This window comes from Halorubrum shenae (assembly GCF_051194165.1).
Lineage (GTDB): Archaea > Halobacteriota > Halobacteria > Halobacteriales > Haloferacaceae > Halorubrum.
Map to the genome: position 1 here is coordinate 45,798 of NZ_JBLZNI010000002.1, position 13,198 is coordinate 58,995.

At 65.4% G+C, this 13,198-nt stretch carries 17 protein-coding genes; 10 read left to right on the forward strand and 7 right to left on the reverse strand.

Annotated features, from left to right (window positions below; all coding sequences use genetic code 11):
• Nucleotides 1-160 precede the first annotated feature (160 nt).
• Nucleotides 161-361 carry a VNG_1110C family protein gene (locus tag ACNS88_RS02955; RefSeq protein WP_435093753.1) on the forward strand — a complete coding sequence of 67 codons (201 nt, stop codon included), beginning with the start codon at nucleotides 161-163 and terminating at the stop codon, nucleotides 359-361.
• A 164-nt stretch (nucleotides 362-525) separates the two neighbouring features.
• Here ACNS88_RS02955 and ACNS88_RS02960 read toward each other — a convergent pair whose 3' ends face one another.
• Nucleotides 526-945 (reverse strand): hypothetical protein, encoded by a 420-nt coding sequence (locus tag ACNS88_RS02960; RefSeq protein WP_435093755.1) that lies wholly within the window; start codon nucleotides 943-945, stop codon nucleotides 526-528.
• A gap of 317 nt (nucleotides 946-1,262) precedes the next feature.
• Between ACNS88_RS02960 and coxB the strand changes: the two genes are divergently transcribed.
• Together coxB and ACNS88_RS02970 are read left to right on the forward strand one after the other, a co-directional pair.
• Nucleotides 1,263-2,036 carry a cytochrome c oxidase subunit II gene (gene coxB / locus ACNS88_RS02965; RefSeq protein ID WP_435093757.1) on the forward strand — a complete coding sequence of 258 codons (774 nt, stop codon included), beginning with the start codon at nucleotides 1,263-1,265 and terminating at the stop codon, nucleotides 2,034-2,036.
• Nucleotides 2,033-4,531 (forward strand): cbb3-type cytochrome c oxidase subunit I, encoded by a 2,499-nt coding sequence (locus tag ACNS88_RS02970; protein WP_435093759.1) that lies wholly within the window; start codon nucleotides 2,033-2,035, stop codon nucleotides 4,529-4,531. Before coxB ends, ACNS88_RS02970 begins: the two co-directional genes overlap by 4 nt.
• Nucleotides 4,532-4,576: 45 nt before the next feature.
• On the opposite strand, the gene ACNS88_RS02975 is transcribed toward ACNS88_RS02970, so the two are convergent.
• Nucleotides 4,577-5,104 (reverse strand): DUF7575 domain-containing protein, encoded by a 528-nt coding sequence (locus ACNS88_RS02975; protein WP_435093760.1) that lies wholly within the window; start codon nucleotides 5,102-5,104, stop codon nucleotides 4,577-4,579.
• A 79-nt stretch (nucleotides 5,105-5,183) separates the two neighbouring features.
• Here ACNS88_RS02975 and ACNS88_RS02980 point away from each other — a divergent pair, with 79 nt between their 5' ends.
• Nucleotides 5,184-5,372: a hypothetical protein gene (locus ACNS88_RS02980; protein ID WP_435093762.1), complete on the forward strand. Its 189-nt coding sequence runs from the start codon at nucleotides 5,184-5,186 to the stop codon at nucleotides 5,370-5,372.
• A 52-nt stretch (nucleotides 5,373-5,424) separates the two neighbouring features.
• Nucleotides 5,425-6,417, forward strand: coding sequence for an NAD-dependent epimerase/dehydratase family protein (locus ACNS88_RS02985; RefSeq protein ID WP_435093764.1), 993 nt, complete (start codon nucleotides 5,425-5,427; stop codon nucleotides 6,415-6,417).
• A gap of 15 nt (nucleotides 6,418-6,432) precedes the next feature.
• Here ACNS88_RS02985 and ACNS88_RS02990 read toward each other — a convergent pair whose 3' ends face one another.
• A complete protein-coding gene (locus tag ACNS88_RS02990; protein ID WP_435093766.1) occupies nucleotides 6,433-7,182 on the reverse strand; it encodes a GNAT family N-acetyltransferase in 750 nt (249 codons plus the stop codon).
• 115 nt (nucleotides 7,183-7,297) lie between these two features.
• Nucleotides 7,298-7,573, reverse strand: coding sequence for a cytochrome C oxidase subunit IV family protein (locus ACNS88_RS02995; RefSeq protein ID WP_435093768.1), 276 nt, complete (start codon nucleotides 7,571-7,573; stop codon nucleotides 7,298-7,300).
• Nucleotides 7,574-7,740: 167 nt separating this feature from the next.
• On the opposite strand from ACNS88_RS02995, the gene ACNS88_RS03000 reads away from it, so the two are divergent.
• Nucleotides 7,741-8,259 carry a hypothetical protein gene (locus tag ACNS88_RS03000; protein WP_435093770.1) on the forward strand — a complete coding sequence of 173 codons (519 nt, stop codon included), beginning with the start codon at nucleotides 7,741-7,743 and terminating at the stop codon, nucleotides 8,257-8,259.
• Nucleotides 8,260-8,355: 96 nt separating this feature from the next.
• On the opposite strand, the gene ACNS88_RS03005 is transcribed toward ACNS88_RS03000, so the two are convergent.
• Nucleotides 8,356-8,865 carry a halocyanin domain-containing protein gene (locus tag ACNS88_RS03005; RefSeq protein WP_435094437.1) on the reverse strand — a complete coding sequence of 170 codons (510 nt, stop codon included), beginning with the start codon at nucleotides 8,863-8,865 and terminating at the stop codon, nucleotides 8,356-8,358.
• Between the two features lie 134 nt (nucleotides 8,866-8,999).
• Here ACNS88_RS03005 and ACNS88_RS03010 point away from each other — a divergent pair, with 134 nt between their 5' ends.
• Entirely contained in the window at nucleotides 9,000-9,599 is a 600-nt protein-coding gene (locus ACNS88_RS03010; protein ID WP_435093772.1) for a hypothetical protein, read from the forward strand.
• A gap of 32 nt (nucleotides 9,600-9,631) precedes the next feature.
• Here ACNS88_RS03010 and ACNS88_RS03015 read toward each other — a convergent pair whose 3' ends face one another.
• Together ACNS88_RS03015 and ACNS88_RS03020 are read right to left on the reverse strand one after the other, a co-directional pair.
• A complete protein-coding gene (locus ACNS88_RS03015) occupies nucleotides 9,632-9,985 on the reverse strand; it encodes a helix-turn-helix transcriptional regulator (RefSeq protein WP_435093774.1) in 354 nt (117 codons plus the stop codon).
• Between the two features lie 56 nt (nucleotides 9,986-10,041).
• Entirely contained in the window at nucleotides 10,042-10,941 is a 900-nt protein-coding gene (locus ACNS88_RS03020) for an NRDE family protein (protein WP_435093776.1), read from the reverse strand.
• A gap of 107 nt (nucleotides 10,942-11,048) precedes the next feature.
• On the opposite strand from ACNS88_RS03020, the gene ACNS88_RS03025 reads away from it, so the two are divergent.
• The 3 genes from ACNS88_RS03025 to ACNS88_RS03035 all read left to right on the forward strand — a co-directional run bounded on the left by ACNS88_RS03025 (nucleotide 11,049) and on the right by ACNS88_RS03035 (nucleotide 13,177).
• Nucleotides 11,049-12,119 carry a glucose 1-dehydrogenase gene (locus ACNS88_RS03025; protein ID WP_435093778.1) on the forward strand — a complete coding sequence of 357 codons (1,071 nt, stop codon included), beginning with the start codon at nucleotides 11,049-11,051 and terminating at the stop codon, nucleotides 12,117-12,119.
• Nucleotides 12,106-12,741 (forward strand): transcriptional regulator GfcR, encoded by a 636-nt coding sequence (gene gfcR / locus ACNS88_RS03030; RefSeq protein WP_435093780.1) that lies wholly within the window; start codon nucleotides 12,106-12,108, stop codon nucleotides 12,739-12,741. Before ACNS88_RS03025 ends, gfcR begins: the two co-directional genes overlap by 14 nt.
• Before the next feature lie 91 nt (nucleotides 12,742-12,832).
• A complete protein-coding gene (locus ACNS88_RS03035; RefSeq protein ID WP_435093782.1) occupies nucleotides 12,833-13,177 on the forward strand; it encodes a glutaredoxin family protein in 345 nt (114 codons plus the stop codon).
• The last annotated feature ends 21 nt before the right edge of the window (nucleotides 13,178-13,198 follow it).

Below are 13,198 nucleotides of genomic sequence, written 5' to 3' on the forward strand. Positions count from 1 at the left end.
CCGCGTCGGAGCCGACGCATCCGTTTCGCGATCCGATCGTCCACGGACGCGACGACCGCTCGGAGCGCGGAAGCGGTACGACTTGACCGGGAACGCCGAGTTCGATTCGGCAATCTTTCGACACGATTATGACGGGCTACAGCGATGATCGATACGTCGAATGCCCGATCCGTCGAGCCTCCGTGACAGCACACAGATCGTCCTCCCGCGTTGCGCGCTCGACGGGCTGCGGGACGGCGTCTGCGAACGATTCACCGTGACGGTGGTCGAGGGAGACGATCACTACCGGATCATCGGGAGCCCCGTGGAGATCAAGGCGGCAAGCGACTTCCTCGCCCGGAACGGCGTCGCAGTCGCCTGATCGAGACATCGCGGAGGGCCTCAGGGCGTATCGGTCTCGCGAAACGAATTCTCACGAAGCGATTGCTCTCACGGAGCGGTTGCTCTCACAAAAAAGCGGTACACCCTCGGGCGGAGATGGTTGCCGAATGAAGCGGGGTCTGTTGGCCCGCCCGCTCGATCGAGTTATCCGATAACGCCGATGAGCAGCTGGGTCACGATGAGCACGAGGAACACGAGTCCGGACGCAAACGTGCCGGCCGCGACGCCGTGGGCGTTGCCGAGTCCCCGTCCCCGCGCACCGAAGTAGGCACCGAGGAAGACGAAGCCGGTTACCAGCAGCCCGACCGCGACGTACACGGCCGTGAGGAGACTCCCGGAGAGCCCCTCCGGCAGACCGAAGCTGCCGACCGCGAGGAGCGAGACCGCGCCGATGCCGACTGTAATGGCGACGAAGGCGATCGCCCAGACGGCCGGTTTCCGGACGATATCGCCGAGTGTCTCGGTTATCGCGTCGTACCTGCTGACCGATCCGGTGCCGGGGGCGGTGCGCTTCGCACCGACCTGCGCGATCGCGACGAAGGTCGCCACGACGAGCAGTCCCATCAGTACCGTGCTCAAGAGCGTGAGAGAGACCATTGTGAGTTCGTTGTTAGCAGGTCCGTTGCCGCGTACAAATAGCCTTCGTATATTTCGCCGATCAGATTCGTCCGTTCTGGTGATCGGGCCCGCGCTGTTCCGTCGTAGACCGTTGCGAGCGACGGGTCCCGCCTCGGAAGACCGGCTCGTTCCGACTCCCGAATATTAGTTCTCGCTTGCCTACATGTGACTAAGGCGAGTGCTTCGAGGCATAATTCCGAGGTGATTCACACAAGAGCTAAGTGCGCCTTCGCCAAGGGGAGTACAAGAGCAGTGAAACGAATATGTTAGACACACTTATCCTGCAACAAGGGAGCGGCTGGCGCGCGCAGGCGGAGGTCTTCGACGAGATCTTCTTCGTGTTCCTCGCGTTGGGAACCCTCGTCGGCACCATCGTCGTCGCGTACACGCTGTGGAACGTGTACAAGTACCGCGACGACGGGAGCGAACCGAAGGAAGACTTCGACGCGCCGGTAGTCGGCGAGCTCCCGACGGGACAGGGCGGTCCGAAAGCAAAGAAGCTCTTCCTGTCGTTCGGGTTGAGCGCGATCGTCGTGATCAGTCTCGTCGTGTACGCGTACGGGATCCTCCTCTACGTCGAGGACGGTCCGGACAGCGACGGAGACAACATCGAGATCCTCGTCGAGGGGTACCAGTACGGCTGGGACTACACGTACTCGAACGGTCACACCGAGACCCGTGAGATGATCGTTCCCGCCGACACTCGGATCGACCTCACGGTGACATCACGGGACGTCTGGCACAATTTCGGCTCGTCGGATTTACGGATAAAGTCCGACGCCATCCCCGGAGACACCAACACCAACTGGTTCTCCGTGAGTTCCGAGAAAGTCCAAGCGCAGGGTGGCGAAGCGACGTTCAGGGTCGAGTGCTTCGAGCTCTGCGGTGCCGGGCACTCCGCGATGGAGAGCAAGATAACCGTTATCCCGCAGGACGAGTGGGAGACGTGGTACGAGGGGACAGAAGGTGAGAACGCGTCCAACGTCGAGGGCGCGACCACGGTCAACAACGCGGTCGCCGGAGGTGTGGCCGCATGAGCGAACTTCCGCCGACGACGTCCGTCAAGCGCTGGTTCGTCACCACGAATCACAAGGACATCGGAATCCTGTACACCATCACCGCGCTGTTCTTCCTGCTGTTCGGCGGCGTGCTGGCCCTGCTCATCCGCATGCAGCTGTGGGACCCGACGAGTCAGATCCTCTCCGGGCTGGCGTACAACGAGGCCGTCACCGCCCACGGGCTGATCATGGTGTTCTGGTTCCTCTCGCCGTTCGGATTCGGGTTCGCGAACTACTTCGTGCCGCTGCAGATCGGCGCCGACGACCTCGCGTTCCCCCGCCTGAACGCGTTATCGTACTGGATGTACCTGCTCTCGGGGATGCTCCTGGGGATCAGCTTCTTCCAGGGTGGAACCCTCAGCGCCGGGTGGACGATGTACGCTCCGCTCAACATCCCGATGTACACACCGAGCATCGGGTCGACCGGGGCGGTGCTCGCGCTCGCGATGTTCACCATCGGTATCACGGCGTCGACGGTGAACTTCCTCACGTCCATCCATCACTCCAGAGCCGAGGGGATGGGGATCATGGACATGCCGATGTTCACCTGGTCGATCCTCGCGACGGCGTGGATGATGTTGTTCGCGTTCGCTGCGCTGCTCGCCGTCGGACTCATCCTCGCGTCCGACCGCGTGCTCGGGAGCGTCTACTTCTCGGCCACCGAGGGCGGCTCCCTGCTGTGGGGCCACCTCTTCTGGTTCTTCGGCCACCCGGAGGTGTACATCGTCTTCTTCCCGGCGCTCGGTGTGATGTTGGAGCTGTTCCAGACGTTCTCCGGGCGGCGCCTTGTCGGCCGAAAGTGGGTGATTATCGCCATCTGTCTGATCTCGGTGCAGTCGTTCCTCGTGTGGATGCACCACATGTTCCTGACGACGATCAACCTGGAGATCAAGACGCTGATGATGGCGACCACCATCGGAATTTCGTTGCCCTTCGACCTGATCGTGTTCTCGCTGATCTACACGCTGATGAAGGGGCGGATCCAGTTCACGACGCCGTTCCTCTTCGCGTTCGGGGCGCTGCTGTTGTTCATCCTCGGCGGCATCACCGGGGTGTTCCTCGGTGCGATCGTGCTCGACTACGAGTTCCGCGGCACCTACTTCGTGGTCGCGCACTTCCACTACGTCATGTTCGGCGGCGCGACGGCGCTGTTCGGCGGGGCCTACTACTGGTTCCCGAAGGTGACCGGGAAGATGTACGACGAGCTGCTCGGGAAGATCCACTTCGCCGTCTTCTTCGTCAGCTTCAACATGGTGTACTTCTCGATGTTCCTCGGCTGGGAGACCCCCCGCCGCGTGTTCGAATACAACCCCGAGTTCCAGATATTCCACCAGTTCGGGACGATCGGCGCGTTCATCCTCGGGTTTTCATTCTTCATCATGTTCTACAACTTCGCGAAGTCCTACGTCTCCGGCGAGCCCGCCGGCGACAACCCGTGGGACTACTCGCGGACCGCGGAGTGGGCGATCTCCTCGCCGCCGCCGCTTGAGAACTGGCCGAACCGCCCCTCGTACGCCTCCGGCAAGCTGGAGTTCGTGAAAGACTACGTGCCGGACGGCGGCCCGGCAGTCAGAGCCGACGGCGACGGCAACGCCGCGACCGACGGCGGTGACACGCACGAAGAGCACATCTCGAAGTACCCGTACTGGGACAAACACCCGAGCCACGCGAGCATCTGGCCGTTCGCCATCTCGCTGGCGCTCGGGACGATGCTGCTCGGCCTCTCCGGGTTCAACGAGTCGCTGTCGTTCGCAATCGGCGAGACGCTCGCGACGACGACGCTCACGGTTGCCAATCCCGTGTACCCGATACTCGTCGTCGTCGGGATGATCGGAGTGGTCTGGTCCGGCGTGAAGTGGGGGCTCGAAGACTTCTACGCGCCGCCCAGCGAGTTCGCCGAACGATGGCCCTTCGAGGGCGTCGAGAAGGTGAAGCTGGGGATGTGGTTCTTCCTCGCGTCGGACGTGATCGTCTTCGGCGCGTTCCTCTCCGCGGCCATCTTCGTCCGGTACAACGCCGGCTGGATGACGTGGGGGCCGCTGACGGAGTCGCTACCGGGACTCATCAACACGTTCGTGCTGATCACCTCGTCGTTCACCGTGATCTTGGCGCTGGTGGCCGCTCACCGAAAGAGTCGCCAGGGGGTACTCGCCTCGCTCGGCGCGACGATCGGGCTCGGCTTCACCTTCCTCGCGATCAAGCTGTGGGAGTGGCACCACGAGGTGTTCGACGTGGGCGTTACCCTCTCACAGAACCCGCACGGTGACCCGATTCAAGCGTCGATCTACTACGTGACGACGGGGCTCCACGGAGTCCACGTGGTCATCGGTCTCCTGATCGCCATCTTCCTGTTCGTTCGGACGTACCAGGGGCACTACCTGGACGACGAGCGGCCGATCGAGTACTTCGGCCTCTACTGGCACTTCGTGGACATCGTCTGGGTGTTCATCTTCCCGCTGTTCTACCTCTTCTGAGGAGGCAGCGGGCGCCCCAACGCCGCCGTCGATACCGATTCGTCCTCACTCCTCGAGCGGTTCGGCACACCACTGACAGAAGTCCAGCGCCGCGTCCGTCTCACGGCCGCAGTGCGGACACGAGACGCGGTCGGCGACTGAGCCGTCGACCGATTCGGACGATCCGGTCTCGACATCGCTCCCGGACGTGGTTTCGGCGGTCTCGACGGGGTCACTTCGGGTTTCTCCCCGATCGTCGGACGGTTGTGACGCCTGCGCTGCGGTTTCAGTCGCCGACGACAAACTCCGCTCGTGGGCTCGGTTGTTTCTGACGGCGAGGACGTACGCGTCGACGACGCTGGCAGCCACGGCGACGAGTGCCGGAGCGATGTCGACGACCGGTGGGCGGGTACCACCCAGTATCCCGTCAACCGCCGCGTCGGGAACGACGAACACGAGCGTCGCCGTGATCACCGCGTACCATCCGAAGGCTCGCGCCCACCGACGGAGGTAGGCGTGGCCGAGTCCGGACACGGCAAGCGCCAGCGCGGCCGCGAGCCACGGCCGTCGTCGACTGGTCTCGGAATCGCTCATGCCGTGGGCAACGAACGCGAGCGCCGAGAAACTACCCCTTCCTCGGAGCGTTTATGTGGCCGAGACGCCGAGCGGGAGTATGTTCGGCGTGCCGACCGGAGAATTCCTGATTGGAGTCGGCTTCGCGATTGCCGGGGTCGGGACCTGGTTCGTCGGGCTCGGCATCGCGTACCTCCTGTACCGGTACTGGCGCGGTGACGGGCCTCGCGCTGACGGGGTGGATAGTCCCGACAGTGCCGATGGTGACGAGTCTGAGACCGAGAACTGACCGCCCGTTCCGGTTCGGCCACGCTTTTGGGGCCGGTTCCCGGATGACGAGTATGACCGACACGGCTCTCGTCATCGGTGGCACCCGATTTATCGGCCGACACACCGTCTCCGACCTGCTCGCGAACGACTACGAGGTCGGAATGTTGAACCGAGGCTCCCACGAGAACCCCTTTTCGGACGACGATCGGGTGACCCACGTCGAGGGCGACCGGAAGAACGAACGGGACCTCCAGACTGCGAAACTCTCGATCGAACCCGATATCGTGATCGACTGCGTCGCCTATCAGCCGAGCGACGTGGAGACGGCCACGGACGTGTTCGCTGACGTCGATGGATACGTGTACGTTTCTTCGGGCGACAGCTACGCCGCCGAGGAGATTCCCAAACGCGAGGGCGAGACGCCGCTTCGACCCTGCACGCCCGAGCAGGCCACCGACGATGGGGCAGAGACCTACGGGAACCGGAAGGCCGAGGGCGACCGCGCCGTCTTCGCGGCCGCCGAGGAAGGAGTTCGAGCGATGGCGGTTCGCCCCTGTATCGTCTACGGACCGTACGACTACACGGAGCGGCTCGACTACTGGATCGACCGCGTACTCGCTCACGACCGCGTCGTGGTCCCCGGCGACGGACAGAACCTGTGGCACCGCACGTACGTCGAAGACGCGGCGAGTGCGCTCCGTATCGTCGCCGAGCGCGGCGAGGCGGGGCGGGCGTACAACGTGGGCGACCGCCGGGCGCTCACCCTCGAAGAGACCCTGGAGGTGATCGCCGACGCGGCCGGAACCGACTGCGAGGCCGTCACGGCGAGCGCCGACGCGCTGGCGGCCGGCGGCCTCGAACCGGACGACTTCGTGTTGTATCGGGAGTACCCGCACTTACTCGACACGTGCGCGCTCGCCGACCTCGGGTGGGAGTCGACACCCGTCGACGAGGCGATGGTGCGGACCGTCGCCGAACATCGGGACGCCGACCGCGACGGAAGCGAGTGGGACCCGGGTCGGGCGGCCGAGGAGCGCGTAGTTGGAGTCAAAGAGACCCTATAGACCGCTGCGCGCGACTCAGTACGCCGCGTCCCACCGGGTCGGCTTGCGTCGGTTCCCACAGTCGCGGCACTCCATCCGGTCCATCGTGTCGATAGCGACGTTCGTTCCCTCGCAGTTCCCGCAGAGGAAGCCGTACCGCTGCGTCAGGTTTTCGTCGGCGTACGCGACGTAAAAGGGCGCGTGAGAGCCCCGATCGCTCTCGTCGAAGGCGACGTGGACGGTCTCGCCGTCGTCCGTCTCGTAGATGCCCTCCGAGATACCGGTCAGTCGTCCGGTCTGCTTCCGATACTCCCGCTCGTCGAATATCTCGTCGCCGATTTCGACCGAGCGCTCGCCGTCGAGCTCGTATCCCTCGCGGTCGTAGAAGGCAGAGCCGGCCTCGTTGTCGATCAGAACACGCGCCTCGATGCGGTCGACATCGGCCGCGCGGAGCTCCGACTCCACCCGCTCTAAGAGCGCCGATCCGATCCCCGACTCTCGGTGGTCCGGGTGAACGTGCAGCCAGTCGATCTCGCCGACGCGCTCGCGCCGACCGACGACGTAGCTCTCGGCGAAGCCGACGACGGCCTCGTCGACGACGGCGACCGGAAAGACCGTGTCGTCGTCACCGATGTCCGCGCCGAGTTCGTCAGGGTCGTACCACTCGTCGACGGCCTCCGAAAGCAACGCCTCGTCGACAGCGTGACCGTAGGAAGCGAGCAGCGATTGGCGCGCGATCGTCCGGATCGTGTCGATGTCGTCGAGCGTGGCGGATCGAAGTTCCATAGCGGATTATTCACCCGTGGCTACAAAAAACACGCAGACGAAACGCGTCTGCGACGGAGAGAGCAGAGAAAGCGGAAGCAAAAACGGAACGCGAGTAGAGGGCGTCGCAGAGCAGCTACGAGATGGAGTACGTCGCGGCGGCCATCAGGAGCATGGTGAGCGCGAGCGCGAGCGACATCACGTAGGTGAGCGAGCGGTTCTCCCACCGGAGGTGCTGGAAGTAGGCGACGATGAGCAGCGTCTTGACCGTCGCGATCACCAGCGTGCCGCCGAGCGCCTGAGCGTACGTGAAGTTGAGGAACTCGGCCTCGAAAAGAACGAAGTTTAGCGTCGCCGCGACGAGGAGCGCGACGTATATCGCCGAGTACAGTTTGAGCGAGTCGTGCGACATTGCTTGCCACTTCCTTCGTCCGTACGCTTAAAGAATTAACCATCCGGGGGGCGTGATGTGTCCGAGCAGACTGCAGACGCGCTGACCGAGCCGACCGCAGATCCCGAAACCCCTATCTGCGCGACGGACCCACCTCACACCGGTCGCAGTCGCCGACCGATGTCACCGTGGATCCGCTCGAACCAACGGACGATCTACTCGAATCGCTGTACGTCGTCAACAAGGCCGCCAAGCAGTTCGCCGACGAGGCGACCGCAGCCTACGAGCGCGGCGATCTCACCGAAAGCAACGTTCGGTCGGCTCGCAAGGACGCGCTGTATCGGACGAAGACGGCCGTCCTCTCCCGGGTCGTCGCTCACGACCCGTCCCGCGTCTCGGGGGAGTATCACGCGATCAACGGCGACGTGTGGCTCTTTCTGTCCGTCGACGGGTGGCAGTTCCACCAGCCGGCGTACGCGATCGGGAGCGAGCTCGCGGACGCGATCGATATCGCGAACTCCCGGTCGGACCCCCTTGACGCGCCGTACGTCCGGGACTCGACGGTCGAACGCTCCGACCGCACGCTCGAGGAATCGCTCTCCCGGCTGGCCGACGCCGGCGTCAACGCGAACGACCACCTCGCGCGTCCGACGGTCACGAGCGAACACGACCGGATCGTCGACGTGCGGTGGTCGTTCCTCCCGTAGTTATCGAGTCTGCGGGCGTGTTCGCTATCGTGGCGAGCGAGCGCGATGCGAATCGCTCAGCAGGTGATAATAACGAACCGCAGTCAGTGGTTCGAGTTAGGCGTCGACGACTTCGATGGCGCCGAGCATCCCGACCGCTTGGTGAGGAGTGCAGTAGTAGAGCTGAATCCCCGCGTTATCGAACGACTGCTCGAAGGTGTACCCTTCCTCGTCGACGGAGTCGCCGCTGTTGAAGTCCGACTCGGAGTTCTCGGTGGAAGCGACGTTGTGCGCGCCGCCCTCACCGGTCCACTCCCAGACGACGGTCGTACTGGAGTCGATCCGAATCGCCGCCGGATCGAACGCCAGCCCGTCACTGCCGGCGCCGACCGACACCGTGACCTCGCCTTGGCCGGTGTAATCCATGATCATTCCGTCGTACATCCGGGCATCGGTGAGGTACTCATCGATTTCGGTCGGAACGTCGTCCGCCGCCGACCCGCCGCCGTCAGACCCGTCGCCGCCGTCGCCGCCGTCCCCACCGCCGGAACAGCCGGCAAGCGTTCCGAGGGTCAGCGCGGCTCCGGTTCCGGCGACGTACCGCCGTCTAGACAGATTATCAGACATCATCGTTTAGTACGGGTTCGAGCCTTACAAACCCCTTGATGTGACTCGAATGATGAGAACACGCTTCGACCGGCAGGGCCGGGTCGGGTCCCGCCGTCGGCGACTTTATTCGCGGCCGTCCCCGTGGTCGAGCCATGCGAGAAGACGAGTTGGCGACGCGCGTGGTCGACCACTACACGGCAGTCCACGGCGAGCCCGAGATCCGGTTGGAGGAGCCGTACGACGCCGACGGTCGCCGCGGTGTCGTCGACGTGTACGTCCGCGTTCGCGCACCGGAACGCGTCGATCACGTCATCGAGCTTAAAAGCGACGCGGCCGTGCGCCGGGCGACCGGCGCCAACGAGGTCCTCCGACAGTACCGTCGGATGGAACGGTACTTCCACGCCGACGCGAGCCACGCGATCCGGCCCAAGCTCGGACGCACCGAGCCGGGCGCGCGGTTTCTCCTTTGTTTCGCGCCGACTCCGACCTGCGTCTACCACGTCGGGACGCACCGCTCGCTGTACGGATCGGTCGATCCGGCGGCGCGGGTCGACGACGTGCCTGCGGTCCGGACGGTCGCGTTCCTCACCGGGCTTGACGGTGACCCGGCAGACCTCGGGATGGTGTCGGTCAACGGGGACGCGCCGTTCGGCTCCGAGGCGTTTTTGAAAGCGGTTCCCGACGGTTCCCGGCTGGCGGAGAGCGTTCGGCGGGTAGACGACGACGTTATCGACCCGGAGAGCGCGGAGTAAGGGCGTTTGGGGCCGGATCCTCGGCGTCCGGCTCAGTACTCTTCGTACGCGAGGTTCATCATCCACTGCGAGAAGGCGTCCGCCTGTGCGTCGACCTCCTCCTCCCCGATGAACGGCGAGAGCATATCGCCGGCCATCAGCAGCGAGAAGTCAAGGTCGCGAGGCGCGGGTTCGAGGTAGTACGTGTTGTGGCCGTTATAAACGGTGTCCGAGCGCTGGATGAGCCCGGACTCCTCTAACGCCTCCGCGATGCGGCTCCCCTTCCGCGAGGAGACGTCGAGTTCCTTCCAGAAGTCGCTCTGGTGGATGCCACCGGTCTCGCGGATGAGTTCGAGGCCGGTGTGTTCGTCCTCCGAGAGGTCGGCCTCGAGTTCGGACACGCTCATACAGATACGGGCGCCCGCGAGTCGCTTAAAACTGGCTTTCCGCGCCGTCGCCACCGCTACGCCGATCCATCAGGTCCAGCAGACCCGCCAGATCCGTCCGATCGGCCCGATCCGAACCCCGCCGGCAGCGACACCGGCTCTGCGGGCGTCTCGCATGGTGGTCCGTCGGCGTACGCGAACTCGGCGGTCGTCTCGGAATCGGGAGCCGTCCCGGAGTCGGCGGGCGTCCCGGGGCCGGGAGCGGTTCGGATCCGCGTGAACGACCGCGTGCCGAAGCCGTTGCCGTGGAGGCAGGCGCCGTACTCGTGGTCCGCGAGCGTCGCGCTCGCGCGATCGATCCACGCCCCGCCCGACTCACCGGGTTCGGGCGTCAGCGCGGCCGCGACCGCTCGCGCGCTGTCGGCGCGTTCCGCGCCGAACTCCCGCCGCCGGTCGGGGATCGCGAACCACTCGGCGCCGTTGACCACGCCCCCGACGTTGCCGACGACGTGGACGCCGGGATCGAGTCGAGTGATCGATAGCGTGCCGTCGTACGAGAGGAGAAACGCTGCGGCGTCGTCGGCGAGCACGAGGTTGAAGCCGTCGTACGACCGGGTTTCGAGGGCGCGCTCGACGGTTCGAACGGCCGCCTCCGCGGAGTCGGCCTCCAGGCAGTCGCGGACGAGCAGGCCGCGGGACCGGTCGCCCTCGCGGTCGACGTCGAGCCAGCGATTCGTGACCGCGGCGACGACCCCCGACGCGGAGAGCCCGATCCACGTCCCGCCGGCCTCGCCGTCGCGGGGCGCGACGTACCCGTGTCCGTCAATTCGGCCCTCGCCGTCGCCGTCGTCACCGCCGTCGCCGTCGCCACGGAGCGCCGGCGGCTCGGACGGCCGATCCAGCGCCTCGTCGCGGTTCGCGGCGAGCGCGATCGACGCGTCACCGAACGTCCGCCACGCGAGGGTGAGCGTACACACGGCTGTCAGTCCGCGGGCTACAGAGGAAAAACCCGGGGTGGGTTCTGCCGCGATAATTTACTCATAACAAAAGAAATCTTTTGGTGCCTGACTGCTAAAGCCGTTGTATGAACGCGATCGCCGTGTACGACGGGGCCGACGAGCCGGTCGTCACAGAGAAACCGCGGCCGGAGCCCGCGCCAGGGGAGGCGCTCGTCCGAACCCTCCGGGTCGGCGTCGACGGAACCGACCACGAGGTCATCGCCGGCGGGCACGGGGGATCTCCGGAGAGCGAAGACCACCTCGTGTTGGGCCACGAGGCGGTCGGGGTGGTCGAGGACCCGAACGACACGCCGTTCGAGGTCGGAGACGTCGTGGTGCCGACGGTTCGGCGCCCGCCGAACGGCGCGAACGAGTACTTCGCCCGCGGCGAACCCGACATGGCGCCGGACGGTCGATACCACGAGCGCGGCATCGTCGGTGCCCACGGGTTCATGGCGGAGTACTTCACCAGCCCCGCGGAGTTCCTCGTCGAAATTCCCCCGGCGCTGGCCGAGTGGGGGTTTCTGGTCGAGCCCGTCTCGATCGCGGAGAAGGCGATCGAACACGCCTACGCCAGCCGGTCTGCGTTCCACTGGGAGCCGGAGTCGGCGCTGGTGCTCGGAAACGGCTCGCTCGGGCTGTTGGCGATCGCGACCCTCGACGAAGCGTTCGACCGGATCTACTGTCTCGGTCGCCGAGAGCGCCCGGACCCGACGATCGAGATTATCGAGTCGCTCGGCGCGACGTACGTCAACTCCAACGAGACGGCGGTCCCGCAAGTCCCCGAGGCCCACGAGCCGATGGACTTCGTCTTCGAGGCGACCGGCCACGCGCCGCACGCCTTCGAGACGATCGAGGCGCTCGCACCGAACGGAGTGGGGGCGCTGCTCGGGGTTCCGAACGATTGGGAGTTCGAGATCGACGGCGGGCGACTCCACCGGGAGTTCGTCCTCCACAACAAGGCGCTCGTCGGCAGCGTCAACTCCGGCTACGAACACTTCGAGGCGGCGGTCGAGTCGCTGTCCCGCTTTTCTGAGACGTTCCTCGGCGATCTCGTCACCGGCGTGTACGGGCTCGACGAGTTCGAGGCCGCGTTCGCGGATGACGACACGACTATTAAAACGGCGGTCGAATTCGACGTATATGAAGAACGTTGACGACCTGATCGACAGCGCAGCCGAGCTCGCGGAACACGGCCTTTCGAAGGGCGAGATCGCCGACGAACTCAACGTCTCCCGAGAGACCGCAAGCTGGCTCGTCGAGCGCGCCGGCGGCAACGACACGGGCGCAGAGACCGCTGCGACGACGACGACCGCCGACATCCACGTCGACTGGTCGGCCCTCGGGCGCGACTCGACGCGGCTCCGGTACGCGGCGAGCGCGATGGCGGACCTGCTGGCGAAGCAGGGCGAGGCGGTCGACCTGACCGTCGGTATCGAAAAGGCCGGCGCACCGCTCGCAACCGCGGTCGCGAACAAGCTCGACACGGATCTGGGCACGTACGCGCCCGCGAAACACCAGTGGGACGAGGGCGACATCGACGAGCAGGGCGGCGGCTTCTCGCGGAACTTCGCCGCCATCCGCGACCGCGACTGCTACGTCGTCGACGACATCATCACCTCGGGGACGACGATGCGCGAGTCGATCAGCGCGATCCGCGAACAGGGCGGCGAGCCCGTCGCCTGCGTGGTGCTCGTCGACAAGCGCGGGTACGACGAGATCGACGGCGTCCCGGTGTACTCGCTCGTCGACGTGGTTCGCGTCGATCGCGAGGAGTGACGCGTCGGAGGAGGAACCGGCGCTCTCCGTCCGCTCGCGGGCGTCGATTCCGGGCGGAACCCATTTGCGTCGCGGGCGCATACCGGTCTCTATGACGTTCCAACCCGAGACCGACGCCGAGCCCGACGAGATCGCGGCCCGAGTCGAGGAGACGATCGCCGACAACGACGTGGTCCTGTTTATGAAAGGCAACCGCCTGATGCCGCAGTGCGGCTACTCGCAGCGCGCCGTCGAGCTGATCGGCCAGCACGTCGACGAGTTCGAGACGGTCGACGTCCTCCCGGCGCTCCCGCACTACCGCGAGGCGCTGGAGTCGTACAGCGGCTGGGAGACGATCCCCCAGACGTTCGTCGACGGTGAGTTTATCGGCGGCAGTGACGTACTCGCTGAGCTCGACGAGCGCGACGAGCTGGCGGGTGAGCTGGGAGCAGAGTAGTTTCGCCGGTATCCGTCCAAA

Bases quoted from the DNA above. Each gene is read 5' to 3' on its own strand.
- ACNS88_RS02955 (WP_435093753.1), top strand. From the start codon at position 161: ATGCCCGATCCGTCGAGCCTCCGTGACAGCACACAGATCGTCCTCCCG.
- ACNS88_RS02960 (WP_435093755.1), bottom strand. From the start codon at position 945: ATGGGACTGCTCGTCGTGGCGACCTTCGTCGCGATCGCGCAGGTCGGT.
- coxB (WP_435093757.1), top strand. From the start codon at position 1,263: ATGTTAGACACACTTATCCTGCAACAAGGGAGCGGCTGGCGCGCGCAG.
- ACNS88_RS02970 (WP_435093759.1), top strand. From the start codon at position 2,033: ATGAGCGAACTTCCGCCGACGACGTCCGTCAAGCGCTGGTTCGTCACC.
- ACNS88_RS02975 (WP_435093760.1), bottom strand. From the start codon at position 5,104: ATGAGCGATTCCGAGACCAGTCGACGACGGCCGTGGCTCGCGGCCGCG.
- ACNS88_RS02980 (WP_435093762.1), top strand. From the start codon at position 5,184: ATGTTCGGCGTGCCGACCGGAGAATTCCTGATTGGAGTCGGCTTCGCG.
- ACNS88_RS02985 (WP_435093764.1), top strand. From the start codon at position 5,425: ATGACCGACACGGCTCTCGTCATCGGTGGCACCCGATTTATCGGCCGA.
- ACNS88_RS02990 (WP_435093766.1), bottom strand. From the start codon at position 7,182: ATGGAACTTCGATCCGCCACGCTCGACGACATCGACACGATCCGGACG.
- ACNS88_RS02995 (WP_435093768.1), bottom strand. From the start codon at position 7,573: ATGTCGCACGACTCGCTCAAACTGTACTCGGCGATATACGTCGCGCTC.
- ACNS88_RS03005 (WP_435094437.1), bottom strand. From the start codon at position 8,865: ATGTCTGATAATCTGTCTAGACGGCGGTACGTCGCCGGAACCGGAGCC.
- ACNS88_RS03010 (WP_435093772.1), top strand. From the start codon at position 9,000: ATGCGAGAAGACGAGTTGGCGACGCGCGTGGTCGACCACTACACGGCA.
- ACNS88_RS03015 (WP_435093774.1), bottom strand. From the start codon at position 9,985: ATGAGCGTGTCCGAACTCGAGGCCGACCTCTCGGAGGACGAACACACC.
- ACNS88_RS03025 (WP_435093778.1), top strand. From the start codon at position 11,049: ATGAACGCGATCGCCGTGTACGACGGGGCCGACGAGCCGGTCGTCACA.
- gfcR (WP_435093780.1), top strand. From the start codon at position 12,106: ATGAAGAACGTTGACGACCTGATCGACAGCGCAGCCGAGCTCGCGGAA.
- ACNS88_RS03035 (WP_435093782.1), top strand. From the start codon at position 12,833: ATGACGTTCCAACCCGAGACCGACGCCGAGCCCGACGAGATCGCGGCC.